Genomic DNA, 25,285 nt, shown 5'->3' on the forward strand with positions numbered 1-25,285 from the left:
CGAAAGCCAGGACTGATCCAATCTTGGGGCGCGCCTTCGTAGGCGCGCCCTTTGTTTTGGAGAGTGCCATGTGTTCCGCCCGTCTCGCCCCGTGTCTTGCCGTTCTTCTCGCCCTTTCACCGATCAGCGCGCATGCGCAGGACGGGCCGGTGACCGCCAAGATCGCGCGAAGCGAGGCGCCTGCCGCCGATCCGATCTCGGCGCAGATCGCGGCGGAAGGGATCGCGCCGGTGCTGGCCGATCTGCAATCGCGGGACGCGCTTGGCCCGAAGGACCGTTTCGCGCTCGGCGGGCTGGAATTCCTCGCGAGCCTCGAGGCGACGATGCGCTGGCAGCTGGAAGCAGGCGGCGCTCGTGTGCTGATGCCCTTCGTGGGCAACCTTCCCGGCAGGCGCGACGCGCCGCGCGAAACCTTCACCGCCGACGCGGTCCCGCGCGAAAGCGAGGCGCTGATCGCCGGCATGGATCGCGCCAAGACCGCGCTCGACGGGCTGGCCGATGGACCGGAGTTCGGTCTTGCGATCGACCTGAACGATCTCTGGTTTGACCTGAACGGCAATGGCACGCGTGACGACGGCGAGGACGCGGTGACGCTGTTGCGCGGTGCCTTCATGCCCCGCGCACCGGAGGCCACCCCGGGCGCCTCGCGGATCGTGCGCTTCGACAATGCGGATGCGGCCTGGCTTTCGGCCTATACGCATCTGGTCTCGGGCGTGGGCGAGCTAATCTTGGCCTTCGACCCTGAACCGGCCATCGCTCGCGTGATGGACACCTATGCGAAACTCGTGGACGCGCGCGACAAGGCGATGGGGACCGGGCAAGCCACGTCGATGGACGGTCTGATGATGTTCAGCTTCATCGACCCGGCGGCGGCGGTGCTCGACATGCTCCACCAGCAGCCCGATCCGACGCGCACCCGTGCCGCACGCGACCATTGGCTGGCGATGATCGCGCAGAACCGGCAGTTCTGGGAACTAGCTGAGGCCGAGACCGACAATCAGGCGGAGTGGATTCCGAGCGACTCGCAGGATCAGGCGCTTGGCGTGGAATTCCCCGACGGTCTGGGAGAGACATGGCGAGCGGTCCTGAGCGATGGCGAAGCACTGCTGACGAGCGAGAAGTCCTTCCCCTTCTGGCGTGTGCCGGTCGGGGTCGATCTGGGGGCGTGGCTGGAAAATCCCGCGCCGCTGCCGCTCACCGGAGTCGTTCAGGGTTGGGCGCTCGATCCTTACTTCACCGATACGCCGATGCTGACGCCCGAAAACTGGACGCGCTTTTCGCGGATGGTTGGCGGACGGACCGGCATGATGATGTTCACGCTGAACTGACGAGCGGCTCCGGGTCGAAGCCGAATTCCTCGCGCAGCCGCGCGATCAGCTCGGCCTCATGGAGGAGCAGTGCGCGATCGAAGGCGGCGGGCGAAAGATCGACCTTGTCGCCGAACAACGCGCGGGTCTCAGCCGCGATCTTCACGTCTGGCCGGATCAGCAGCTCGTGGGTTTCCAGCTCATCGGCCTCGTAATCGCGCATCCCCTGCACCTCCCACCAGAGGCTCATCAGCTCGGCGGGATCGGCGGCGCGCTCGGCAGCTTCTGCGAATTGCGCCTTGCGGGACCCGACATAGGGAACGGGCTGGCCCTTCACCTTGGTCGTCGCGCGGCGCAGCATCTTGAGGAGGAAATGCAACGGCGTCAGCCCGTCGAAATGCATCAGCCGACCATTATAGCTGGGCCGATAAGGCAGATCGTTTTCCTTGCTGTCCCAGTCTTTCAGCGGGAAGTGCACCCCGATCGCATAGCCGCGCCTAGCCCGCACGATGGGTTTCCCGGCGACATGGCCCGCGAGACCCTTCTTCAGAAAGCGCGACCGGAGGCCGTAGAACATCAGCCCGTCCTCCTGAAATCCGTCCCAGCGTCGCCTAAAGACACCGCTGAAAATATCCGGGCCCAGAGTGCGGTCGAGATAGCAGCGTTCGTCGACCTCCAAGCGCAGCCACGCTTTCTGCTCCCCCGTCTTCGCCAGCTCCCATTCGAGCGGGCGCGCGAGGCTCACGAACTCGTCCGCGTCGCAATGGATCATCCAATCCAGGTTGGTCTCGTTCAGCGCGCGGGTCGCATTGTATTTCTGGCGGCCCTGATGGCGCGCGGGGCGTTTCTTGCGCCAGCTTCGCGCCCAGTCGTCATCGCCGGAATGGTGAATGAACGCTCCATCGACCGGGTCGAGCAGCGCCTCGGCTTCGGGGTTCGGGCGGTCAAAGAAGACGTGGACCTCGCTCGCGCCGATGCTCAGATGATGCGCGACATAGGCGGCCACCAGCGCCGCGGGCTCGTCCACCGTCGCCACCACGCCCCAGCGCGGCATATCTTGCCCTTGCGTCATCTAAATCCGGTTCCTGCCGATGCCCTCTGCGCAGATAGGTTCAATTAACCGAGTCGTGCCAGTGCTCCCATGCCACAGCGCAGCATTTTCCGATTTGTGATCACACCTTTCCGTGCTGTGATCACGTATGTCGCTTTTTCCGGGCGAGTGGGGCAGAATGTCGCGATTTCGGTTTGTCCGCCCCGCTTAACAGCCTAGAACCCCCTCAAATCGCACCAGCATGGGGTATCCAAGGATGAATATCCACGAATATCAGGCCAAACAGCTTCTCAAGAGCTATGGCGCACCGGTCTCGGACGGCCGCGTCGTCCTCAAGGCCGAAGAAGCGAAGACCGCAGCCAGCGAACTCGATGGTCCGCTCTGGGTCGTCAAGGCGCAGATCCACGCAGGTGGTCGCGGCAAGGGCCACTTCAAGGAAGCCGAAGCCGGCGAAAAGGGCGGTGTCCGCCTCGCCAAATCGGTCGAAGAGGCTGAAACGCTCGCCAAGCAGATGCTCGGCAAGACGCTCGTGACGCACCAGACCGGCCCGGCGGGCAAGCAGGTCAACCGCATCTATATCGAAGACGGTTCCGACATCGAGCGCGAACTGTATCTCGCTCTGCTCGTCGACCGTGTGACCTCGCGTGTCTCGATCGTCTCCTCGACCGAAGGCGGCATGGACATCGAGGAAGTCGCGGCGAACACGCCCGAGAAAATCCTCAGCTTCTCGATCGACCCGGCAACCGGCTACCAGCCGTTCCACGGTCGCCGCGTCGCCTTCTCGCTCGGCCTCGAAGGCCCGCAGGTGAAGCAGATGGTCGGCCTTCTCGGCAAGCTCTACCAAGCCTTCGTCGAGAAGGACATGGAGATGCTTGAGATCAACCCGCTGATCGTCATGACCGACGGTAACCTCAAGGTTCTCGACGCCAAGCTCGGCTTCGACGGCAACGCCGTCTACCGTCACTCGGACATCGCCGCCCTGCGCGACGAAACCGAGGAAGACAGCAAAGAGCTCGAAGCGTCGAAATACGACCTCAACTACATCGCGCTCGACGGTGAGATCGGCTGCATGGTGAACGGCGCTGGCCTGGCAATGGCCACGATGGACATCATCAAGCTCTACGGCGCCGAGCCCGCGAACTTCCTCGACGTTGGCGGTGGCGCCACGAAAGAGAAAGTGACCGAAGCGTTCAAGATCATTACCTCGGACAAGAACGTCAAAGGGATCCTCGTGAACATCTTCGGCGGCATCATGCGCTGCGACATCATCGCCGAAGGCGTGATCGCTGCGGTGAAGGAAGTCGGCCTCGAAGTGCCGCTGGTTGTCCGTCTTGAGGGCACCAACGTCGAAAAAGGCAAGGAAATCATCGCGAATTCCGGCCTGAACGTCATCGCCGCCGACAACCTGTCGGATGGCGCAGAAAAAATCGTCAAAGCGGTGAAAGGCTAAGAATCATGGCAGTTCTCGTCAACGAAAACACCAAGGTCATCTGCCAGGGCTTCACCGGCTCGCAGGGCACCTTCCACTCCGAGCAAGCAATCGCGTACGGCACCAAGATGGTCGGCGGCGTGACGCCCGGCAAGGGCGGCCAAGAGCATCTCGGCCTGCCGGTCTTCAACTCGGTCCACGAGGCGAAAGCCAAGACCGAAGCGAACGCCTCGGTGATCTACGTTCCGCCGCCCTTCGCGGCTGACTCGATCCTCGAAGCGATCGACGCGGAAATGGAGCTGATCGTCTGCATCACCGAAGGGATCCCGGTCCTCGACATGATGAAGGTCAAGCGCGCGCTGATCGACAGCAAATCGCGCCTGATCGGCCCGAACTGCCCCGGTGTCATCACGCCCGACGCCTGCAAGATCGGCATCATGCCCGGCCACATCCACAAGCGTGGTTCGGTCGGCGTCGTGTCGCGTTCGGGCACGCTGACCTATGAGGCGGTCAAGCAGACCACCGATATGGGTCTGGGCCAGTCCTCGGCCGTCGGCATCGGCGGCGACCCGATCAAGGGCACCGAGCATATCGACGTGCTCGACATGTTCCTCGACGATCCGGAAACGGAATCGATCATCATGATCGGTGAGATCGGTGGTTCGGCGGAAGAAGAAGCCGCGGAATTCCTCGCCGAGCAGAAGAAGAAAGGTCGCTGGAAGCCGACCGCTGGCTTCATCGCTGGCCGCACGGCCCCTCCCGGCCGCCGCATGGGCCACGCCGGCGCGATCGTCGCGGGCGGCAAGGGCGACGCGGAATCGAAGATCGAAGCCATGAAATCGGCCGGTATCGTCGCCGCAGACAGCCCCGCTACGCTGGGCGAAGCCGTGATGAAAGCGATCAAGGGCGAATAAGCCCTATTGAGACAGGCGGGGTCGCGGCGCACGCGGCCCTGCATCCTGACCAAGGAAAGGACCGGACCCATGTCGCTGCGGATCGCACGGCGCGCCTCCCTCCCCGTTTCGGGGACGGTCGCATGCGCCCTGCTTGAAAGCAGCGACGGGGGCCGGTCTTCTTCTGCGTCTGAGCGCGTCGCCAACCGCATCGGAAAGCGCGTCCATAGCGGCCTCGCTCCGGTCGCGGTCGTCCGCTCACCGGTCGCGGTTCAGCCTGCGCGCATCCCTGCCCTGCATGGAAGTCCTGACATCAGCACCTACATCACTGACCCAGAAGGCAATATGCCCGGGACTGCAGGTGCCGGTTTCGGAGTATCCGTGATGGCCCCGCGCGCGAAGGAAAGGACCCTACATCATGTCCCGTTCCACCTCTGTATCCGTCGCGGGGGCGTTCGCGCGCCGCGTGACCCCGCCACCACACGCGCCCAGCGTTTAACCAACCGTTCAATGGGCCGCTGATAGACGTTCGAGTTCCACAGATCCCTGTTTCACCGACCGAAGGTGAGGAAAATGACCGACCAATCCCCCAACGACCAGTTCAATGCCTCGCAGTTCCTGCAAGGCGCGAATGCCGAATATGTCGAGCAGCTCTACGCCAAGTTCGCCGAAGATCCGTCTTCGGTCGATACCGCCTGGGCTGCCTTCTTCGCCTCGCTCGGTGATCCCGATCAGGACGTGAAGAAATCCGCCGAAGGCGCAAGCTGGGAGCGTCGCGACTGGCCGCCGGTGGTCGCCGACGACCTGACCGCCGCGCTGACCGGCGAATGGCCCGCCGCCCCTGCCGAGGGAAAGGCCGCTGGCGACAAGATCAAGAAGAAAGCCGCCGAGGCTGGCGTTCCGGTCGATGAAGCCGCCGTTAAGCGTGCCGTGCTGGACTCGATCCGCGCGCTGATGATCATCCGCGCCTACCGTATCCGGGGCCACCTCGCCGCCGATCTCGATCCGCTGAACATGCGCGAAACCGGTCAGCATCCGGAGCTCGATCCGAAGAGCTACGGCTTCACCGATGCCGACATGGATCGCCCGATCTTCATCGACAACGTGCTCGGCCTCGAGATCGCCTCGATGCGCCAGATCATGGATATCGTGAAGCGCACCTATTGCGGCACCTTCGCGCTGCAATACATGCACATCTCCGATCCCGAGCAATCGGCCTGGCTGAAAGAGCGCATCGAAGGCTACGGCAAGGAAATCACCTTCACCAAGACCGGCCGCCGCGCGATCCTCAACAAGCTCGTCGAGGCGGAAGGGTTCGAGAAGTTCCTGCACGTCAAATACATGGGCACCAAGCGGTTCGGCCTTGATGGCGGCGAAGCGCTGATCCCCGCGATGGAGCAGATCATCAAGCGGGGCGGTCAGCTCGGCCTGCAAGAGGTCGTGGTCGGCATGCCCCACCGCGGTCGCCTCTCGGTCCTCGCCAACGTGCTGCAAAAGCCCTACCGCGCGATCTTCCACGAATTCCAGGGCGGCTCGTTCAAGCCCGAGGACGTGGACGGCTCCGGCGACGTGAAATACCACCTCGGCGCTTCCGCCGACCGTGAGTTCGACGGCAACAAGGTCCACCTGTCGCTGACCGCGAACCCCTCGCACCTCGAAGCGGTGAACCCGGTCGCGCTCGGCAAGGTCCGCGCCAAGCAGGACCAGCTGGCCGACCGTTCGGACCGTTCCAAGGTCGTCTCGGTGCTGCTGCACGGTGACGCGGCCTTCGCCGGTCAGGGCGTCGTGGCCGAGTGCTTCCAGCTCTCGGGCATTCGCGGTCACCGCACGGGCGGCACGATCCACCTCGTCGTGAACAACCAGATCGGTTTCACGACCGCGCCGCACTTCTCGCGCACCTCGCCCTACCCGACCGATCTCGCGCTGATGGTGGAAGCTCCGATCTTCCACGTGAACGGCGACGATCCGGAGGCCGTCGTGCACGCAGCCCGCGTCGCGACCGAGTTCCGCCAGAAGTTCCACAAGGACGTGGTCATCGACATCTTCTGCTACCGCCGCTTCGGTCACAACGAAGGCGACGAGCCGATGTTCACCAACCCGGTGATGTACAAGTCGATCAAGACCCACAAGACCACGCTGCAGCTCTACACCGAGCGTCTCGTGGCGGACGGCCTGATCCCCGAGGGCGAGATCGAGGATATGAAAGCCTCGTTCCAGTCGCATCTCAACGAGGAGTTCGAAGCCGGCAAGGTCTTCAAGCCGAACAAGGCGGACTGGCTCGACGGTCGCTGGTCCGGCATGGAGCAGGAAAAGAGCGAATACGAGCGTGGCACCACCGCGATCGCGCCCGAGACCTTCGAAGAGGTCGGCAAGGCGCTCGTGACCGCGCCTGAGAAATTCGCGCTGCACAAGACGGTCGGGCGTCTGCTCGACAACAAGAAGCAGATGCTCGAGACCGGCAAGGGCTTCGACTGGGCGACCGCCGAGGCACTGGCCTTCGGCTCGCTCCTGACCGAGGGCTACCCGGTCCGTCTGTCGGGTCAGGATGCCACCCGCGGCACCTTCTCGCAGCGCCACTCGGCGCTGGTCAATCAGGACAACGAAGACCGCTACTACCCGCTGAACAACATCCGTGAGGGTCAGGCCCGCTACGAGGTGATCGACTCGATGCTCAGCGAATACGCGGTGCTCGGGTTCGAATACGGCTACTCGCTGGCGGAACCGAAGGCGCTGACGCTCTGGGAAGCGCAGTTCGGCGATTTCGCCAACGGCGCGCAGATCATGTTCGACCAGTTCATCAACTCGGGCGAGCGGAAATGGCTGCGCATGTCGGGCCTCGTCTGCCTGCTGCCGCACGGCTTCGAAGGTCAGGGCCCGGAGCACAGCTCGGCCCGTCTGGAGCGCTTCCTGCAGCTGTCGGCGGAAGATAACTGGATCGTCGCGAACTGCACGACGCCGGCGAACTACTTCCACATCCTGCGCCGCCAGATCCACCGCGACTTCCGCAAGCCGCTGATCCTGATGACGCCGAAATCGCTTCTGCGTCACCCCAAGGCGGTCTCGACCACGGAAGACTTCACCACCGGTTCCAGCTTCCACCGCGTGCTGTGGGACGACGCGCAGCGCGGCAACTCGGAAATGGAGCTGAAGTCCGACGACAAGATCAAGCGCGTCGTGATGTGCTCGGGCAAGGTCTATTACGACCTGCTCGCACAGCGCGACGAACGCGGGCTCGACGATGTCTACCTGCTGCGTCTGGAACAGTTCTACCCGTTCCCCGCGCAGGCGGTCACCAAAGAGCTGACCCGCTTCAAGAATGCCGAGATCGTCTGGTGCCAAGAGGAGCCGAAGAACCAAGGCGCTTGGTTCTTCGTCGAGCCCTATATCGAATGGGTCCTCGCCAAGATCGACGCGAAACATGCCCGTGCGCGCTATGCAGGCCGTGCAGCTTCCGCTTCGCCCGCGACGGGTCTGGCAAGCCGCCACAAGGCCGAGCAAGACGCGCTCGTCAACGATGCACTGGAGGGTTGAATAGATGTCCACTGAAGTCCGCGTTCCCACGCTCGGCGAGAGCGTCACGGAAGCTACCGTCGCCACCTGGTTCAAGAAGCCCGGCGACACGGTGGCCGCAGATGAGATGCTCTGCGAGCTCGAAACCGACAAGGTGACCGTCGAAGTGCCGAGCCCCGCGGCCGGCACGCTCGGCGAGATCGTGGCCGCCGAAGGCGAGACCGTCGGCGTCGATGCGCTTCTCGCGACGATCGAAGAGGCCGGCGCCAGCCCCGCGCCGAAGAAGAAAGAAGACAAACCGGCGGAAAAACCCGCCCAACAGCCCCAATCGAATGAGGGAAAAATGACCGACGTGATGGTGCCCAGCCTTGGTGAATCGGTCACCGAGGCAACTGTGTCGACGTGGTTCAAGAAGGTTGGCGACAAGGTCGCGGCCGACGAGATGCTCTGCGAGCTGGAAACCGACAAGGTCTCCGTCGAAGTGCCGTCTCCTGCGGCTGGCGTTCTCAAGGAGATCGTCGCCGAAGAGGGCACGACCGTCGATGCCTCGGCCAAGCTGGCGGTGATCGCTGAAGGCGAATCCGGTGGCGCCTCCGACAGTGCCCCCGCGAAGGAAGAGGCCAAATCCGAAGCCCCCGCCGAGAGCGGCAGCAAGGGCGGCAAGGATGTCGAGGATGCACCTTCGGCCAAGAAGCTGATGGCCGAGAAGGGTATCGACCCGGCCTCCGTTCAGGGGTCTGGCAAGGACGGCCGGATCATGAAGGAAGACGTGGCCAAGGCCGAAAACGCGCCGAAGCAGGCGTCGGTCAACGTCGCCTCGACGCCCTCGCAAGCGCCGCGCGGCCCGGTCAATGCCGATGACGCGTCGCGCGAAGAGCGCGTGAAGATGACCCGCCTGCGTGCGACCATCGCCAAGCGCCTCAAGGACTCGCAGAACACCGCCGCGATGCTGACCACCTATAACGAGGTGGACATGTCGGGCGTGATGAACCTGCGCAACGAGTACAAGGACCTGTTCAACAAGAAGCACGGCGTGAAGCTCGGCTTCATGTCCTTCTTCGTGAAGGCTTGCTGCCACGCGCTCAAAGAGGTCCCGGAAGTCAACGCCGAGATCGACGGAAACGAGGTCGTCTACAAGAACTACGTCCACATGGGCGTGGCCGTGGGCACCCCGAACGGGCTCGTCGTGCCGGTCGTGCGCGATGCCGACCAGATGAGCTTCGCGTCGATCGAGAAGACGATCGCCGAGATGGGCACCCGCGCCCGTGACGGCAAACTCTCGATGGCCGAGATGCAAGGCGGTTCGTTCACCATCTCGAACGGCGGCGTCTACGGCTCGCTGATGTCCTCGCCGATCCTCAACCCGCCGCAATCGGGTATCCTCGGCATGCACAAGATCCAGGAACGTCCGATGGTCGAGAACGGCCAGATCGTCATCAAGCCGATGATGTATCTCGCACTCAGCTACGACCACCGCATCGTCGACGGCAAAGGCGCCGTGACCTTCCTCGTGCGCGTCAAGGAAGCGCTGGAAGACCCGCGCCGCCTGCTTATGGACCTGTAAGACCGGGACGAAGGCGGCAACCCCCTGCCCCTTCCTCTTGATCCAAGTATCCTCGGGGGGTCCGGGGGGCAGACAGCCCTCCGGTCCGCCCTCTCCACCGGGAGCGACCCATGACCCCCGAACTCACCGTGCTCATCCTCGCGATCCTGCTCCATCTGGGGCTGATGATCGCCTATTCGGTCAAAGCGAATACGGAACTCGGCACGAAATACCCCGTCTCTCCGCGCGACAAGACGCCGCCGCCGATCTCGACCCTGCTCGGTCGGATTCAGCGCGCGATGAACAACTCCTTCGAGGGGCTTATCCTCTTTGCCCCCGTCGCGCTGGTCATTGGCCTGACCGGGCAGTCGAGCGCCGCCACTGCGGCCTTCGCCTGGATCTTCCTGATCGCGCGGGTTCTCTACATTCCGTCCTATCTGCTGGGCTGGGTGCCGTGGCGCTCGCTCATCTGGGGCTTTTCCTTCTTCGCAATTCTGGCGCTGGCAGTTGCCGCGCTGATCTGACCTCCCGGCGCGAGGCCCCCTCGCGCCCCAATCCAAGGAGCAAGAACAATGGCTGACTATGATGTGATCGTGATCGGCGGCGGCCCGGGCGGCTATGTCTGCGCCATCCGCTGCGCCCAGCTGGGCCTGAAAACCGCCTGTGTCGAAGGCCGCGACAGCCTCGGCGGCACCTGCCTCAACGTGGGCTGCATCCCCTCCAAGGCGCTGCTGCATGCCACGCATCAGCTGCACGAAGCCGAGCATAACTTCGCCAAGATGGGCCTGAAGGGCAAATCGCCTTCGGTTGATTGGAAGCAGATGCTGACCTACAAGCAGGAAGTCATCGACGGCAACACCAAGGGCATCGAGTTCCTGTTCAAGAAGAACAAGATCGACTGGCTCAAGGGCTGGGGTTCGATCCCGGAAGCCGGCAAGGTGAAAGTGGGCGAGGACGTCCACAACGCCAAGAGCATCGTGATCGCGACCGGCTCCGAGCCCTCCTCGCTGCCGGGCATCGAGATCGACGAGAAAACCGTCGTGACCTCGACCGGCGCGCTGTCGCTGAACAAGATCCCGAAGTCGATGGTCGTCATCGGTGCGGGCGTCATCGGTCTGGAAATGGGTTCGGTCTATGCCCGTCTCGGCGCGGATGTAACCGTCGTGGAATATCTCGACGCGATCACCCCCGGCATGGACGGCGAGGTTTCCAAGAACTTCCAGAAGATCCTGTCCAAGCAGGGCCTGAAATTCGTCATGGGCGCCGCCGTGCAGGGCGTCGACGTGAAGAACGGCAAGGCCACGGTGAACTACCAGCTGCGCAAAGATGAGAGCAACGCCTCGATCGAAGCCGAGACCGTTCTCGTCGCGACCGGCCGCAAGCCCTATACTGATGGTCTGGGCCTCGAAGGCGTTGGCGTCGAGATGCTGCCGCGCGGTCAGGTGAAAACCGACGAACATTGGCAGACCTCCGCGAAGGGCATCTACGCCATCGGCGACGCGGTCACCGGCCCGATGCTCGCCCACAAGGCCGAGGACGAAGGCATGGCCGTCGCCGAAGTCATCGCGGGCAAGCATGGCCACGTGAACTACGAAGTGATCCCGAGCGTGATCTACACCACCCCGGAAGTCGCCTCGGTGGGCCAGACCGAAGAGGCGCTCAAGCAGGACGGTCGCGCCTACAAGGTCGGCAAGTTCTCCTTCATGGGCAATGGCCGCGCCAAGGCGGTGTTCCAGTCGGACGGCTTCGTGAAGCTGATCGCGGACAAGGAAACCGACCGCATCCTCGGCTGCCACATCATCGGCCCCGGCGCGGGCGACCTGATCCACGAAATCTGCGTGGCGATGGAATTCGGCGCCTCGGCGCAGGACGTGGCGCTGACCTGCCACGCCCACCCGACCTTCTCCGAAGCCGTGCGCGAAGCCGCGCTCGCCTGCGGCGACGGCGCGATCCACGCCTGATCGGCCAAGGGTCGTGAGAAATGCGAAAGGGCGCCCCGCGGGGCGCCCTTTTTCGTTTGAGAGGTATCGCGATGACATCCGCTGAAGTTCCTCGCCTGTCGCGCGCACTTGCTTAGCCTCCGGGGGGTGCTAACCTTCCCGGGCTTTATCTCATTGCCGCATTTTCCGAATGACCCGCAGATTTTTCGTCAACTTGGCGCTCTCCATCGCGATCGGCCTGCCCGTCGGCTACCTCCTGCGAGACGGCTATGCGCGTACCGTTTACGATCCGGCGCACGCCATGCTCAGCATGTTCGAGGAGCGTTGCCTTCCGATGCTGACAGGCGAAAGCGCCGACATCTCAGGCCTGATCGATGTCCCTATGACGATCCACCACCATGAATACGTCGATCCGAAAAGCCATCTCTCCCTGCTCACCAACAAGGGGGCTTGCTCGATTTCGGATAGCTTCGCGCCGCTTGATGACGCGAATGTCCAGACCTTGGTCATGCAGTTGCGCGAAAGGATTCCGAAGCTCGTCGGGCTGCCGGAGAGCGACGACATGGCTCCGGTCGGAAACGTTGCGGTGGGCTGGATGAAAGGAGAGCGGCTCTCGCCCGAGCGGTGGGGCGTCTCAATGATCCAGTTCGGTGCGGGAGGCCTGCGTCTATCGCTTCACCTGCCCCCGAAAGCTCACCCCTCGCCGTGATCCGCCGCGGCGTCCATCTTGGCGGCGAATTCACGGCGCAGTTCGCGCCGCAGTTCGGCGGCGCGCCAGCGGTGGCGTTCCTCTGCCGTCTCCGCCTCCAGCTTCGGCACCGCGGCGGGTTTGCCGTCCTCGTCCACCGCGACCATGGTGAAATAGCAGCTATTGGTGTGCCGCCGCGTGCCTGCGGTGATGTTCTCGGCCTCGACGCGGATGCCGATCTCCATCGAGGTGCGGCCCGTGTGGTTCACGCTGGCCCGAAACGTCACCAGCTCGCCCACATTGATCGGCTGCTGGAAGGTCACCTGATCGACCGACAGCGTCACCGCGTAGCGCTGCGAGTAGCGCGAGGCGAGCGAGAACGCGACCCGGTCGAGCCAGTTCAACAGCGCGCCGCCATGCACTTTGCCCGAGAAATTCGCCTGATCTGGCGTCATCAGCACGGTCATCACGAGGCGCTTGCGGTCCTCGAAGCTCAGCGTTTCGGTCATGTTTTTCCCTCGTTGCCCCGGGCCATATGCGCGAAAGCTTCCCGTGGGGTCAATCCGCACGGTGCGCATAGCTTACTTGCGCGGCTTGGCCCGCAAGGTCGGATCGGCCTCGCGCGGGTCTTCGGGCCACGGGTGCTTGGGGTAGCGCCCGCGCATATCCTTGCGCACGTCGGCGTAGGAGCCTTCCCAGAAACCCGGCAGGTCCATCGTCACCTGAATGGGTTTGTGGCCGGGCGACAGCAGCGTGATCCTGAGCGGCAGGCGTTTCGGGCCGACCGTGGGGTGGGTCGTGACGCCGAACATCTCCTGCAGGCGGATTTCGATCCCTGGTGCCTCGCCCGCGTAGTCGATCGGCACGCGACGACCCAGAGGGGTCTCGAAATGCGCAGGAGCCAAACGATCGACCAGTTGCATCTGCTCCCAGTCGAGCGCGGCGCGCAGCGGATCGGTGAGGTCCAGCTTGCGCAGATCGGCCTCGGTCCGGGCCTTGCCCAGATAGGGCAGCAGCCAGTCCTCGGCCCTCTCCAACAGCCCCTCATCCGAGAAATCCGGCAGGTCGGCCCCCTGCCCGCGCAACAGCTCCACCCGCGCCTGAAGGCGGCGCGCGGCGGGCGTCATCGGCAGCCCGATCTGGCGCAGCCCCGCCAGCGCGCCGCGCGCCAATGCCTCGCGCGGGGCGTCCTTCCAGACGCGATCGTCGAGCACCAGCGCGCCGAACCGTTCGTGCTTTCGCGCGATCACCCGGCCCTCGCGTCTGGACCAGTCGCAGACATCGTGCCATGCGATCTGATCGGCGAAGAGGCGGCGGACCTCGGCCTCGGAGATCGCGATGCCTTGGCGCACCTTCGCCTCGCGCGGATCGCCGTCGAGATCGCTCACCACGATCAGGCGTTGCGCGCCCAGCGGGTCCCCCTCGGCCACCACTGCGCCCTTGCCGCCTGACAGGACGTAGCGCGGCGCATCGCCCTTGCGGCGCAGCCCCACACGGTCTGGATAGGCGAGCGCGAGTTGCTCGGCGGGCGAATAGGTCTCGGGCGTCTCGCGGGCGAGGCGGGCCAACCGCTTCGCCTCGGAGCGGATACGCTCGATCGTGGCGCGATGGGGCGTGTAGGGGTGGTTCGCTCCGAAGCGCTTAGGGTCGCGGATGGCGCTGAGGCGCAAGGTCAGATCGGCAGGTGCGCCCCGCAGGGGATCGCGTTCGGCCAGAAGGGCCGCAAGGGGGGCAGCATCGGGGCCAGCGGTCAGCAGCATATGACCGAGGCGCGGATGCAGCGGTAGTTTGGCAAGCTTGCGCCCGTGTTCGGTGATCAGCCCCGATTTCAGCGCGCCGAGTTCCTCGAGCAGAGCGCGCGCCTCCGCCATCGCGGGCGCGGGCGGCGGGGTCAGGAAGGCCAGATCGTCGCCCTCGGTGCCCCAGAGCGCAAGCTCCAGTGCGAGGCCGGTGAGGTCGGCCACCTCGATCTCGGGCGGGGCGAAGGCGGGCAGCGCGCCTTCCGCGCCCTTGGTCCAGAGCCGGTAGCAGATGCCTTCCGCCACGCGCCCTGCGCGGCCCCGGCGCTGCTCGGCCTCGGCGCGGGAGACGGGCTCTGTCACCAATCGCGCCATGCCGGAGCTTGGATCGAAGCGCGCGCGGCGGGCCCGGCCGCCGTCGATGACGACGCGGATGTCTTCGATGGTCAGCGAGGTCTCGGCGATAGCGGTGGCCAGCACCAGTTTCCGGCCCGAGGGTGCGGGTGCGACGGCGGCGCGTTGGGCGGCGAACTCCATCGCGCCGAACAGCGGACGGATCGCGATGTCGGCGGGCAAGCGGCCCTTCAGCAGAGCTTCGACGCGGTGAATCTCTCCCTCGCCCGGCAGGAAGGCCAGCAGGCTGCCCTCGGTGGCCTCGGCGGCCTCGGCAATCAGCCCGGCCATCGCGGCCTCGAACCGCATCGAACTGTCGACCGGACGGTCCAGCCAGCGCGTCTCCACCGGATAGGCCCGGCCCTCGGACACCACGATGGGCGCATCGTCCAAGAGAGCCGCCACCGGCTCGGCATCGAGCGTGGCCGACATCACCACCAGCGCCAGATCGGGGCGCAGCGCGCCGCGCACCTCCCATGCCAGCGCGAGCCCCAGATCGGCATTGAGCGAGCGTTCGTGGAATTCGTCGAAGATCACGCAGCCGATGCCGGTCAGTTCCGGGTCGAATTGCAAAACGCGGGTCAGGATGCCCTCGGTCACCACCTCGATCCGGGTGGTTTTCGAGACCTTCGCCTCGCCGCGAATGCGGTAGCCGACGGTCTCGCCGACCTTTTCGCCCAAAGTGTCCGACATGCGCTCGGCGGCGGCGCGCGCGGCCAGACGGCGCGGCTCCAGCATGACGATCCGGCCCTCGATCTGGTCGAGCAGCGCGAGGGGCACGCGGGTCGTCTTGCCCGCGCCCGGCGGCGCCATCAGCACCGCGCGGCCATGCGCAGACAGCGCCGCCCGCAGATCGGGCAGCACCACGTCGATAGGAAGAGAGAGGCGGTCTGTATTCACCCGCCCCTTATTGCCGAGTGAGGCGGCCTTTTCCATAGAGCGTGTCGGTCTCGATCTTGTCGACCTGCAAACCGCCCTTCGGGCTCGGCTCGTAATAGAGGGTGAAGGCGAAGCGGCTCTTTTCCTTCATGTCTTTTTCCGAGAACCCTTCGAGCCTGCGATATTCCCCCGAACAGACGAGATCTTTGCCGTCCGGTTTCGGATCGAACAGGCGCACCTGCGAGCGCCGCGCACCGTCATACATCTTCACGTCGAGCTTGCAGGCCTCGTCGCGCGGTACATCGCGCAGCACCGCATAGAGCGCCGTCAGCGGATCGACCGTTCCGCCCTGTTTCGCGGGATCGACATCCCGGGGTTTGGGCTTGCGCGGCGGCTGCTGGCTGACGGAAACGGGCGTGCCGTTGTTGTAGACGATCTGGTGCTTCGATTTGCGCCCCGGCGCGTCGTCCACCTCGGAATACTTGAGCGGGGTGAATTTCTGGCCGTCGTGAAGCCCCGAGACGCTGGCCGAAAACTTGATCTTGCGCAGCAGCCCCACGAGGCCAGCCGTCTGCAGCACACCGTTCGCGCCATACGCTCCGTCGGTGATCTTGCCGTTGATCGCCAGCTCGCCCGCGCGGATGCCTTTGAGCACCACGTCGAAGACGATCTTGTCGCTTTGCTCGGCGCGTGCGGGCGCGGCGCCAAGGGGCGCGATCACCAGCGCCGCTGTCAGCGCAGTGGTCAAGGCGCGGGGCAAACGGTTCGAAAGAGATGTCATTGGCATCCTCGTGTCAGGAATTTCCCATTGGGTCTGGACATAGGTCGCAGGGTGCAGGCAAGTAACCGATAAGTCTTCACGTCTGATGTCATTTTTGACACGAATACCCAAAATCAGCGAAAGCCTGCCGATGACCAAACAAAGCCCCGCCGACCTCGCTCCGCGCATTCTGGCCTCCGATCGCCGCGCCTTGGCCCGAGCGATCACGCTGGTGGAATCGGGCCGGGCGGAGCATCGTGCGCAGGCGGTCGAACTGCTCGATACGCTGGCGGGCGAAGGGCGTCAGGCGCTGCGCATCGGGCTCTCGGGCACACCGGGCGTGGGCAAATCCACCTTCATCGAAGCCTTCGGAATGATGCTCACCGCGAAGGGGCTGAAGGTCGCCGTGCTGGCGGTCGATCCGTCCTCGGCACGCTCGGGCGGCTCGATCCTCGGCGACAAGACCCGGATGGAGCGGCTGTCGCGCGATTCGAACGCCTTCATCCGCCCCTCGCCCTCGCAGGCGCACTTGGGCGGCGTCGCTCGGCGTACCCGCGAGGCGGTGTCTCTGTGCGAGGCGGCGGGCTTCGACGTGGTGCTGATCGAGACCGTGGGCGTCGGCCAGTCCGAGACGCTCGTGGCCGAGATGGTGGATCTGTTCGTGCTGCTGATAGCCCCGGCTGGCGGCGACGAGCTGCAGGGCGTCAAGCGCGGCATCATGGAGATGGCCGACCTGATCTTGGTGAACAAGGCGGATGGCGATCTGAAACCGGCGGCGATGCGGACGGTCTCGGATTACGCGGGCGCGCTGCGGCTGCTGCGCAAGCGGCCTCAGGACCCCGAAGGGTTCCCCAAGGCGCTGCCGGTCTCGGCGATGGAAGAGAACGGGCTGGAGAAGGCCTGGGACGAGATGACCGCGCTGGCCGAGTGGCGGCGCGCGAACGGGCATTTCGATCAGCGCCGGGCCGAGCAGGCGCGCCACTGGTTCGAGGCCGAAGTCCGCGAGGGGCTGCTTGCGCGGCTGCGTCAGGACCCGGAGATCCGGGCAAAGATGCGCGAGCTTGGCGATGCCGTGGCCAGCGGCGAAAGCGCGGCCTCGGCGGCCGCAGCCGAGATGCTGGAGCAGTTGGGCGGCTGAACGCCGCCCTACCCGGCCCGGCTCACATATCGCTTTCTTTCTTGTCCATCGTGGGCTCGGTATGCTCGGGCTCCCCGTGGGTCATGTCTTCATGTGAAATCTGCGGATCGGCGACCGGTGCACTATCCGGCGTTGCCGCGGCGGGTTGATCGCGGTTGAGATCGACCGGGATGTCCACGACCATAAGCCCCGTCTTCTCGAAGCGCAGGTTGAGCGTGACCATGTCGCCCTGATGGAGCGGCTGAACCAGCCCCATGAACATGACATGATCGCCGCCACGCTGCAGGACATGCTCGCCCTTGGCGGGAATCTCGAAGCCCTCCTTGACCTCGAGCATCTGCATCTCGCCATTCGGCCCCTGCTTGTGGGTGTGCAGCTCGACGCGCGCGGCGACGTTCGAGCTGACCGAAAGAAGGCGATCGTCGAGATCGGAGATATTCTTGATCTCCATGAAGGCCGCCGCCGATTTCGACATCGGGGTCGAGACCCGGACGTAAGGGTCGAGGATCTGGATCGGCTCGGCGGCGAAGGCGGGGAGAGCTGCGGCGATCAGGGCCGCGCTCATCAGGTATTTGCGGATCATTTGCGTCTCCTGTGGGTGTATTCGTCTGAAAGCTTGGGGGTCAGACGGTCACGGGCGGTCCGCGGGCGCGCGGCACCAAGACGGCCTGCGCCTGCGCGGTCTCGGGCTCGACCGTCTCGACGCTGCGCCCCTCGCCCTTCGGCGGTGTCGGCAGAGCCGGCGCGAGCGCGACGGCGGCCATCATCGCCAGCACCATGTCGGGGCAGATATGGGCGGGACTGGTCGGTTTGCCCTCGGCATCTACGCTGACCGTGGTCACGCCGTAGCCGGTGCAGAGCACCACCTCGCCCGCGACGCGCGCCTGACCGCGTGCGACCGCCATCGTCATGCTGGTCATAGCCAGCATGAGCGCCGCGGCGATCCCGATTGGCAGCTTGAAGCGCGTCCTCCACATGGCGCTCACACTAGCGTGACGACGCTGGGAGGGAAATATGGCAGATAACGCCGCATAAGCAAAAACCCCGCGCCGAGGCGCGGGGTTTTCGTAACTGTGGATCCGGAAAGGATCAGGCGGCTGCCTGAGCTTTCGCGATCGCTTTCTTGATCTTCAGAGCATTCACCGACAGCTCTGCATCCTTCGCCTTGGCGAGGAACGCGTCGAGACCGCCGCGATGGTCAACCGAGCGCAGGCCGGCTGCGGAAACGCGCAGCTTGAAGCTCTGGCCCAGGGTGTCCGAGATCAGGGAGACATCGTTCAGGTTCGGCAGGAAGCGACGACGCGACTTGTTGTTCGCGTGGCTCACTTTGTTGCCCGTCGTGGGGCCCTTGCCGGTCAGTTCGCAAACGCGCGACATGGCATTCTTCCTTCGTTTCTTACCTGGCCGAAGTTACGCGAATCGCGCGCCCGGCCCCAACATGAGAAGGCGCCGCATGGCAGCGCCCGAAAATCTGTTGGCGCGGAATACGGGCAATGGCGTCTCGCGTCAAGTCGCCCAAGCCGTTTTTATGCCCCTCACGCATCGCTTCAGGGGCGGTTTTACCAGCCACGCTGGGCCAGATGGCGCAAACCCTGGGTCACATCGGTGCGTACGGCCAATCGAAGCGCCGGTTCGTCGCCCGCACGCAGAGCCGAGAGAATCATTCGGTGGTGGCGCGGCGGCTCGTTGCGCTGCAGCTTGGTGTAGACCGCGCGCATCGTCGGCCCCAGTTGCAGCCAGACGGTTTCGATCACCGCGAGCATCGCGGGCGCCTGCGCGCGCAGATAGAGCGTGCGGTGGAATTCGAGGTTCGTGCGGATGTAGCCGACCGCATCCTGTTTCGCGACGGCCTCGGCATTGGCGACGTTGATCGCGCCGAGACGATCGATCAGCGCAAGGTGGGCGCGCGGCAGGGCACGGGCCGACAGCTCCGGCTCGATCAGTGCGCGCAGCGCCGCCAGCTCCTCGATCCGCTCGTTCGACAGCTCCGGCGTGGCGACGCGGCCCGAACTCGACAGCGTCAGCGCCCCTTCCGCCACCAGCCGCCGCAACGCCTCGCGCGCGGGGGTCATGGAGACACCATATTGCTTGCCCAAGCCCCGCAGCGTCAGCGCGGTGCCCGGCAGCAACTCCCCCACCATGATCTGCTGGCGCAAGGCGCGGTAGAGCCGATCATGCGCGGCGGTCTCGATGGGGCGTGTGGAAATCGTGGTCATGCGCTTTTTGTGATCACGTTAGCAGCCGGGGTCAATCTCGAAACCGGATCGCATGCAACGCAGACCCTTCGCGCTTGAGCCAGGCGCGCTCTGTCTTGAAGCTCGGACGCAGGGCTTCGACGACGCGCCAGAAGGCGGGCGAGTGATTCATCTCCTCGAGATGCGCGACCTCATGGGCCGCGACATAGTCGAGCACCTCCGGCGGCGCCATGATCAGGCGCCAGCTATAGGAAAGCGCCCCGGTCGAGCTGCACGAGCCCCAGCGCGAGCGCGTGTCGCGAATCGTGATCTTGGCGAAGTCGCGCCCGATCTCGGAGGCATAGCGCGCGCTGGCCGCATGGAGCCGCATCCGGGCCGCGTGTTTGAAAAAGGTCTCGACCCGCACGCCCAGCCGCGCCGGATCTTCGGGCACCAAGAGCCGCGCGCCATCGATCTTCGGGCTGCGCAATCGTGCGGGCTCCAATGTCAGCATCTGCCCCTCGAAAGGGATGCCTTGCCCGAATCGCACCGCCTGCGCGGGCGGAATCGCCCCGAGGGTCTTGCGTAGCCATTCGGTTTGCGAGCGCGCGAAGGCCAAAGCCTCGCGCTCGGACGCACCCCGCGGGATCGTGAGCGCCACCCGGCCGTCCACCCGCGACACCCGCAATGAGAACCTGCGCGCGCGCCCGGAGCGGCGGAGAACCAACTCCACCTCAGGCAGTTCGGGAATGGGGGGCGTGCGGGACAGAAGCTTTCTCCGAAAGGTTCGACAGCGAGGGGTGGCCCGCGGGTCGCAGCCCGACCAGAAAAGGCACGAAAAGGCTTTGACACCCTGCCCGGCATGTGGCAGGTGGCTGCGACTCTGCTGGATTAAGTGCGCAGGAGAATTCCATGCCGAAAGAGGAATGGGGCGTCAAGCGTCTGTGCCCGCATTGCGCGAGCCGCTTTTACGACCTGAATAACGACCCGATGACCTGCCCGGTCTGCAACAACACCTTTACCCTCGAGGCTCTGACCTCGGGCAGCGGCCGTACGCTTACGACCGACAAGACGTCGTCTCAGAAAGACGATGACGTCAGTCTCGGAGATGACGATCTCGACACCGATGACGGTGACGTGGATCTCGACGACGATCTGCTCGACGACGACGACGATGACGACAATGTCTCGCTCGATGACATCGCGGATGTCAGCACCGAGGATAAGGAAGACAACTGATCGGCTGGGCCGCTCGGGACCATTGATCAAGGCGCGACGGGAAACCGTGGCGCCTTTTTCTTTGGCCCGGCGCCCTGCCCCGGCACGCGGCCTCGCGCCCGGTTTCTGGGTACAGATGATGACTGACGTTCGGGAAGGTAAGAGTGACGAAATTTTCGCGCGGTTCGGGACGAAATTCCTCTTGCGCCGCCGCGGCGCTTTGCCTATACGCCTCCCCACACAGCGGGGCTACCCGCTGGACCTCCGGTGGGGCCATAGCTCAGTTGGGAGAGCGCTTGAATGGCATTCAAGAGGTCAGGGGTTCGACTCCCCTTGGCTCCACCAAACAAACTTCGACACGCCGAAAACCCCGCCCTTCGTGGCGGGGTTTCGCGTTTCCGAGGGTTTTGTTTTCTGAAAGCAGCTGAGCATCACGGCGCTCCCGACAGACGCCTGAGAGAGCCTCGAGAGGACCTCCAAGCGTCTTGCCTTTGGACCCCGCCCGGGAGAGGACGCAGAGCGTCGATCAGCGCCCATAGCCACCCTTCAAACATCTCCGCGGCACCCCACACCCATGCGCGACCCGGAGCTCCTCTCGCAGCGCAGCGAGAGCTTGTCGGACGAGGCAACTCTAAGAACGATCGAGGGCCCACGGCTCAACATGCACGACCGACAGAGCGCGCAGACCGCAGCAGACAACAGCGCGAACGACAGGTATGGCCTGCGAGGCATTTATTTTCAGCAGGAGGGGGAAATGGCGGACCCGGGACGATTCGAACGCCCGACCCCTTGATTCGTAGTCAAGTGCTCTATCCAGCTGAGCTACGGGTCCGCTTATGTGGGGCGATGTAACGGCCACGTCGGAGCGATGCAAGAGCAAATTCGAGGCAATTTTGGAAAACCGTCAAAATTCTTGGATGCCCTCGCGGAAGCCCTGAAGATCGGCACGCACCTCCCGGAACGTAACCCCGCGCAGGCTCAGGAAATTGCGCCTGCGCCCTTCTCGGAAGCGCAATCGAGCGCGATATCTGAGGGCAGGAAGATCCGGAACTCGGTGCCGTTGCCGTCGGTCCGAACCAGGTCCAGACGCCCGCCATGGCCACGAATCAACTCTGCGGCGATGGCGAGGCCAAGGCCTGTGCCGCCCGCGCGCGTGCCGCCCGTGAAGGGCTTGAAGAGGTGTTCGCGCGCAGTCTCCGGCAGGCCGGGGCCGCTATCCTGGACGCGAATCCACCAGCCATCGGCATTCTCGCCCGCGCCGATCTCCACCGTGCCGTTCTGACCGGTCGCCTCGATCGCCTGTCGTGCGTTGCGCACGAGGTTGTTGAGCACGCGGTACAGCTGCTCGCGGTCGGCGCGGATCACCAGATTCGGCGGCATGTCGGTGACGAAATCGACGAGCGGGCCTTCGCTCGGGTGCTCCTCGTTCTCCAGAACCTCCTGCGCCAGTTCGCCGAACATGAAGCGCGACAACGTCGGCGGCGGCTCCTTGGCCTTGCCGAAGGCGAGCGTCGTTTCGCAAAGGTTGATCGCGCGCTCGATCGAGCCGGTCAGCTTCGGGGCCGCGCGCTTCACGCCGGGATCGTCGGAGCTTTCCATCCGATCGGCAAAGAGCTGCGCCGTGGTCAGGATGTTGCGCAGGTCGTGGCTGATCTTGGCGACCGCCTGCCCGAGCTGCGCGAGACGCTCCTTCTGGCGCAGCGACGCGGTGAGCTGCTGTTGCATCGAGGCCAGCGCCTCTTCCGCCACGCGCAGCTCCTCGACGCTGGCCTGCGGAGTTATGATGCGCCGCGCATCCTCGGGCGCGTCCGCATAAGAAGACATATGCGCGACCAGCCGCTTGATCGGCACGACCATCAGGCGACGCACGAGAAGGAACAGCAAAACGGCGGTGATCACCGAGAAGACCGCCGAGATCGACAGGAGCCGCAGCCCGTATTCGACCATCGCGATCCGCATCGGTTCGGTCGCGAGCGTCACCTCGATCACGATACCGCCCTTCTGCACCGGCTGACCCAGCACCCGGATCACGCGATCCCCGGAATCGAAGAGCGCGTGGACCGCATCGCGAATCCGCGTCCATTCGGTCGAATCGCGCAGGTCGTAGGTTTCGGTCACTGGAGAGGGAATCGGCGAGGACAGCACCAGCTGCCGCGCCGCGTCTCTGCGCAGCACCACGTTGAAGACGCCCGCATTGGACAGAAGCTCTTTTTCCAGATCGGGCGCTATAGTGGTGTCGGTGGTCAGAAGCGCAAGCGAGGCGATCTGCGCACGCTCAAGTCGCGTCAAAAGATAGTCTTCGCGAAAATTCGCCAAACCCGGCAAAAGGATCAACGCCTCGGCGAGCACCACGAAAACCGTGGTCAGGATCAGAAACCGCCCTGAAAGAGTGTTCACTTTCATCGCCTATCAAACGCAAGGCCGTCCCGCAGGATCGGCCCGTCCCCTTCAATGTCACTCTTGATGCACCGCCGGTCAGGATGCAAGGATACCGTCCCCTGCGTCAGCCGCGCTTTGCGCACAAGATAGGCGGCTCGCGCAGAAGGCAAAACCCCGTGAGCGGTCACGATCCGTGCGAAGCGACCGGAAAAGCCGGAAAAAACCCGCTTTGGCGAATTGACTTGCTGGGGAGAGGTCACTAAAGAGCGGCTTCGAAATGCTATCTGGCCCTCGAATCCTGTTTCTGGGCCCGAACCGGAGTGAAAACGATGAAACGCACGTTCCAGCCGTCGAACCTCGTTCGCGCCCGTCGCCACGGCTTCCGCAGCCGCATGGCCACGAAGGGTGGACGCCGGGTTCTCAACGCCCGTCGCGCGAAGGGCCGTAAGCGTCTGTCGGCTTAAGGCCGTTACAGCCGCGACTGGCTTTTGACGCCGCCGGATGCTTTTCGCAGGTCGGGCCCTCGGGTCGGATCGGTGAAAAGACCGGCGGCTTCGCTATTTTGCGCGTCGTTTATTCGCCGGAGGTCGCCTGATGGCCGCCATACGCTCAGATGATCCGTCTCGTCCGACCGCGGTTCTGCGACAGCGGGCGGATTTCCTGAAAGCGGCCTCGGCGCAGCGTAAGGGGATGCCCGGCTTTCTGCTGCAGGCGCGCAAGCGCCGCGAAGACGAGCCCGTCGCCCCCGACCTGATCCGCGTGGGTTTCACCTGCTCGAAGAAGCTCGGCAACGCGGTGGCGCGCAATCGCGCGAAACGGCGTCTGCGCGAAATCGCCCGCGCCGTTCTGCCCAAGGCGGGTCGGCCGGGCTGGGACTATGTTCTGGTTGGTCGCCCCGAGGCGACCGCCACCCGCGACTTCGCCGCCATGCTGGCCGAATTCGAGACTGTGCTCACGATCATTCACGATTTGCCGATCTCCCCACCGCGGCCGCGCAAGCCCAAGGGGAGCAAACGCAAATGAGCCCCCTCGCCCGAATCCTTGCCCTACCGGTTCATGCCTATCGCTTGCTGCTCAGCCCCTGGATGGGGCATGGCTGCCGCTATCAGCCAACCTGTTCGTCCTATGCGCTCGAAGCGCTCGAGCGGCATGGTGCGGTGAAGGGTGGATGGCTGGCCGGGAAGCGGCTCCTGAGCTGCCACCCCTGGGGCGGGCATGGCTATGACCCGGTGCCCGGGGCCGATCCCGAATTTGACGCCGCCCATCGTTGCGCCCATGCGCTTGACGCGAAGGACACTCCAGATGCTTGATGACGAAGACAGCCCGATCCATCCGCTTTTCGCAGGCGCACCCTCGACCACCGAGTTCAAGAAGCTGCGCAAGCGCATCGTGCGCGAGACCCGCGAGGCGATCGAGAAATACGGGATGATCGAACGCGGGCAACGCTGGCTGGTCTGCCTCTCGGGCGGCAAGGACAGCTATACGCTCCTGGCCGTGCTGCATGAGCTACAATGGCGAGGGCTGCTGCCGGTGGAGTTGCTGGCCTGCAATCTCGATCAGGGCCAGCCGGGCTTTCCCGCGACCGTGCTGCCGGAATTTCTCGAGAAAATGGGCGTGCCGCATCGGATCGAATATCAAGACACCTATTCGATCGTGATGGACAAGGTCCCGCAGGGCCGCACCTATTGCGCGCTGTGCTCGCGGCTGCGGCGCGGCAACCTCTATCGGATCGCGCGCGAGGAAGGGTGCTCGGCGGTCGTGCTGGGCCATCACCGCGACGACATCCTCGAGACCTTCTTCATGAACCTGTTCCACGGCTCGCGCCTTGCGACGATGCCGCCGAAACTGCTGAACGAGGAAGGCGATCTCTTCGTCTATCGCCCGCTGGCCTTCGTCTCCGAGGCCGATTGCGAGAAATTCGCCCGTGCGATGGACTATCCGATCATCCCTTGCGACCTCTGCGGTTCTCAGGACGGGCTGCAGCGCCAGCAGGTGAAGATGATGCTCGACGGCTGGGAGAAGAACGCCCCCGGCCGCCGCAACAAGATGTTCAAGGCGCTGATGAACGCGCGCCCCTCGCATCTGTGCGACCCCTCGATCTTCGACTTCGCGGGGCTCGAGCGCCGCGCGGAGGGTGAAGCGGATTTTAACGAAAACGTCCCGGATTTGCGCGAGCGCGATTAACCGGCTGAACACGAATGACGTCTAGCCTTGCTGGCGAAGGGGGCCTTGAGGGGCCCGCAT

At 64.6% G+C, this 25,285-nt stretch carries 24 protein-coding genes and 2 tRNA genes; 15 read left to right on the forward strand and 11 right to left on the reverse strand.

The genetic code is table 11. From position 1 onward, the window contains the following. Positions 1-68 precede the first annotated feature (68 nt). On the forward strand, positions 69-1,328 hold the full coding sequence (locus tag BMI89_RS01180; protein WP_078569501.1) for a hypothetical protein: 1,260 nt from the start codon (positions 69-71) through the stop codon (positions 1,326-1,328). On the opposite strand, the gene BMI89_RS01185 is transcribed toward BMI89_RS01180, so the two are convergent. Next, entirely contained in the window at positions 1,315-2,379 is a 1,065-nt protein-coding gene (locus tag BMI89_RS01185; RefSeq protein ID WP_078569502.1) for a glycosyltransferase family 2 protein, read from the reverse strand. The two genes, BMI89_RS01180 and BMI89_RS01185, sit on opposite strands and share 14 nt — an antisense overlap. Before the next feature lie 235 nt (positions 2,380-2,614). Here BMI89_RS01185 and sucC point away from each other — a divergent pair, with 235 nt between their 5' ends. From sucC to BMI89_RS01220, 7 genes are all read left to right on the forward strand, one after another. Further along, positions 2,615-3,808: an ADP-forming succinate--CoA ligase subunit beta gene (sucC, locus tag BMI89_RS01190; RefSeq protein ID WP_078519722.1), complete on the forward strand. Its 1,194-nt coding sequence runs from the start codon at positions 2,615-2,617 to the stop codon at positions 3,806-3,808. 5 nt (positions 3,809-3,813) lie between these two features. Continuing rightward, positions 3,814-4,701: a succinate--CoA ligase subunit alpha gene (gene sucD / locus BMI89_RS01195; protein WP_078569503.1), complete on the forward strand. Its 888-nt coding sequence runs from the start codon at positions 3,814-3,816 to the stop codon at positions 4,699-4,701. A 552-nt stretch (positions 4,702-5,253) separates the two neighbouring features. Next, positions 5,254-8,211 carry a 2-oxoglutarate dehydrogenase E1 component gene (locus BMI89_RS01200; RefSeq protein WP_078539784.1) on the forward strand — a complete coding sequence of 986 codons (2,958 nt, stop codon included), beginning with the start codon at positions 5,254-5,256 and terminating at the stop codon, positions 8,209-8,211. A gap of 4 nt (positions 8,212-8,215) precedes the next feature. Then, positions 8,216-9,754 carry a 2-oxoglutarate dehydrogenase complex dihydrolipoyllysine-residue succinyltransferase gene (gene odhB / locus BMI89_RS01205; protein WP_078569504.1) on the forward strand — a complete coding sequence of 513 codons (1,539 nt, stop codon included), beginning with the start codon at positions 8,216-8,218 and terminating at the stop codon, positions 9,752-9,754. A gap of 110 nt (positions 9,755-9,864) precedes the next feature. Next, positions 9,865-10,257, forward strand: coding sequence for an MAPEG family protein (locus BMI89_RS01210; RefSeq protein WP_078569505.1), 393 nt, complete (start codon positions 9,865-9,867; stop codon positions 10,255-10,257). Between the two features lie 48 nt (positions 10,258-10,305). Further along, a complete protein-coding gene (gene lpdA, locus BMI89_RS01215; RefSeq protein WP_078569506.1) occupies positions 10,306-11,694 on the forward strand; it encodes a dihydrolipoyl dehydrogenase in 1,389 nt (462 codons plus the stop codon). A 169-nt stretch (positions 11,695-11,863) separates the two neighbouring features. Then, a complete protein-coding gene (locus BMI89_RS01220; protein WP_078569507.1) occupies positions 11,864-12,382 on the forward strand; it encodes a hypothetical protein in 519 nt (172 codons plus the stop codon). Here BMI89_RS01220 and BMI89_RS01225 read toward each other — a convergent pair. The 3 genes from BMI89_RS01225 to BMI89_RS01235 form a co-directional block, all read right to left on the reverse strand. Further along, positions 12,367-12,870: an acyl-CoA thioesterase gene (locus tag BMI89_RS01225; RefSeq protein WP_078519729.1), complete on the reverse strand. Its 504-nt coding sequence runs from the start codon at positions 12,868-12,870 to the stop codon at positions 12,367-12,369. The two genes, BMI89_RS01220 and BMI89_RS01225, sit on opposite strands and share 16 nt — an antisense overlap. Positions 12,871-12,942: 72 nt before the next feature. Continuing rightward, positions 12,943-15,393 (reverse strand): ATP-dependent helicase HrpB, encoded by a 2,451-nt coding sequence (hrpB, locus tag BMI89_RS01230; protein WP_246831947.1) that lies wholly within the window; start codon positions 15,391-15,393, stop codon positions 12,943-12,945. Positions 15,394-15,400: 7 nt separating this feature from the next. Next, complete coding sequence (locus tag BMI89_RS01235; protein ID WP_078569509.1) at positions 15,401-16,153, reverse strand: DUF3108 domain-containing protein; 753 nt, start codon at positions 16,151-16,153, stop codon at positions 15,401-15,403. 130 nt (positions 16,154-16,283) lie between these two features. Between BMI89_RS01235 and meaB the strand changes: the two genes are divergently transcribed. Further along, complete coding sequence (gene meaB / locus BMI89_RS01240; RefSeq protein ID WP_078569510.1) at positions 16,284-17,270, forward strand: methylmalonyl Co-A mutase-associated GTPase MeaB; 987 nt, start codon at positions 16,284-16,286, stop codon at positions 17,268-17,270. Between the two features lie 22 nt (positions 17,271-17,292). On the opposite strand, the gene BMI89_RS01245 is transcribed toward meaB, so the two are convergent. The 5 genes from BMI89_RS01245 to BMI89_RS01265 all read right to left on the reverse strand — a co-directional run bounded on the left by BMI89_RS01245 (position 17,293) and on the right by BMI89_RS01265 (position 20,213). Then, complete coding sequence (locus BMI89_RS01245) at positions 17,293-17,853, reverse strand: copper chaperone PCu(A)C (protein WP_078569511.1); 561 nt, start codon at positions 17,851-17,853, stop codon at positions 17,293-17,295. 40 nt (positions 17,854-17,893) lie between these two features. Beyond that, entirely contained in the window at positions 17,894-18,199 is a 306-nt protein-coding gene (locus tag BMI89_RS01250; RefSeq protein WP_143593784.1) for a hypothetical protein, read from the reverse strand. A gap of 160 nt (positions 18,200-18,359) precedes the next feature. Then, the gene (rpmB, locus tag BMI89_RS01255) at positions 18,360-18,647 is read right to left on the reverse strand and encodes a 50S ribosomal protein L28 (protein WP_078519735.1); all 288 of its coding nucleotides are present in this window, start codon (positions 18,645-18,647) and stop codon (positions 18,360-18,362) included. 182 nt (positions 18,648-18,829) lie between these two features. Then, positions 18,830-19,486, reverse strand: coding sequence for a GntR family transcriptional regulator (locus BMI89_RS01260; protein WP_078519736.1), 657 nt, complete (start codon positions 19,484-19,486; stop codon positions 18,830-18,832). Between the two features lie 31 nt (positions 19,487-19,517). After that, positions 19,518-20,213 (reverse strand): SprT family zinc-dependent metalloprotease, encoded by a 696-nt coding sequence (locus tag BMI89_RS01265; protein WP_078569513.1) that lies wholly within the window; start codon positions 20,211-20,213, stop codon positions 19,518-19,520. 143 nt (positions 20,214-20,356) lie between these two features. Between BMI89_RS01265 and BMI89_RS01270 the strand changes: the two genes are divergently transcribed. Both BMI89_RS01270 and BMI89_RS01275 read left to right on the forward strand, forming a co-directional pair. Continuing rightward, positions 20,357-20,683 carry a TIGR02300 family protein gene (locus BMI89_RS01270; RefSeq protein WP_078519738.1) on the forward strand — a complete coding sequence of 109 codons (327 nt, stop codon included), beginning with the start codon at positions 20,357-20,359 and terminating at the stop codon, positions 20,681-20,683. A gap of 248 nt (positions 20,684-20,931) precedes the next feature. Continuing rightward, positions 20,932-21,007, forward strand: a tRNA-Ala gene (locus BMI89_RS01275). A 410-nt stretch (positions 21,008-21,417) separates the two neighbouring features. Here BMI89_RS01275 and BMI89_RS01285 read toward each other — a convergent pair. Beyond that, positions 21,418-21,494, reverse strand: a tRNA-Arg gene (locus tag BMI89_RS01285). Positions 21,495-21,640: 146 nt separating this feature from the next. After that, complete coding sequence (locus BMI89_RS01290) at positions 21,641-23,065, reverse strand: HAMP domain-containing sensor histidine kinase (protein WP_078539797.1); 1,425 nt, start codon at positions 23,063-23,065, stop codon at positions 21,641-21,643. A 305-nt stretch (positions 23,066-23,370) separates the two neighbouring features. Between BMI89_RS01290 and rpmH the strand changes: the two genes are divergently transcribed. The 4 genes from rpmH (at position 23,371) to ttcA (ending at position 25,225) form a co-directional block, all read left to right on the forward strand. Further along, positions 23,371-23,505: a 50S ribosomal protein L34 gene (gene rpmH, locus BMI89_RS01295; RefSeq protein WP_075776231.1), complete on the forward strand. Its 135-nt coding sequence runs from the start codon at positions 23,371-23,373 to the stop codon at positions 23,503-23,505. Positions 23,506-23,635: 130 nt separating this feature from the next. Beyond that, positions 23,636-24,064: a ribonuclease P protein component gene (gene rnpA, locus BMI89_RS01300; protein WP_078569515.1), complete on the forward strand. Its 429-nt coding sequence runs from the start codon at positions 23,636-23,638 to the stop codon at positions 24,062-24,064. After that, positions 24,061-24,351: a membrane protein insertion efficiency factor YidD gene (gene yidD, locus BMI89_RS01305; protein WP_078569516.1), complete on the forward strand. Its 291-nt coding sequence runs from the start codon at positions 24,061-24,063 to the stop codon at positions 24,349-24,351. Before rnpA ends, yidD begins: the two co-directional genes overlap by 4 nt. Continuing rightward, entirely contained in the window at positions 24,344-25,225 is an 882-nt protein-coding gene (ttcA, locus tag BMI89_RS01310) for a tRNA 2-thiocytidine(32) synthetase TtcA (protein ID WP_078569517.1), read from the forward strand. The genes yidD and ttcA overlap by 8 nt, the downstream gene beginning before the upstream one ends. The last annotated feature ends 60 nt before the right edge of the window (positions 25,226-25,285 follow it).

Origin of the sequence: Thioclava sp. F36-7 (assembly GCF_002020075.1) — a bacterium.
In the GTDB taxonomy this organism is placed as follows: domain Bacteria; phylum Pseudomonadota; class Alphaproteobacteria; order Rhodobacterales; family Rhodobacteraceae; genus Thioclava; species Thioclava sediminum.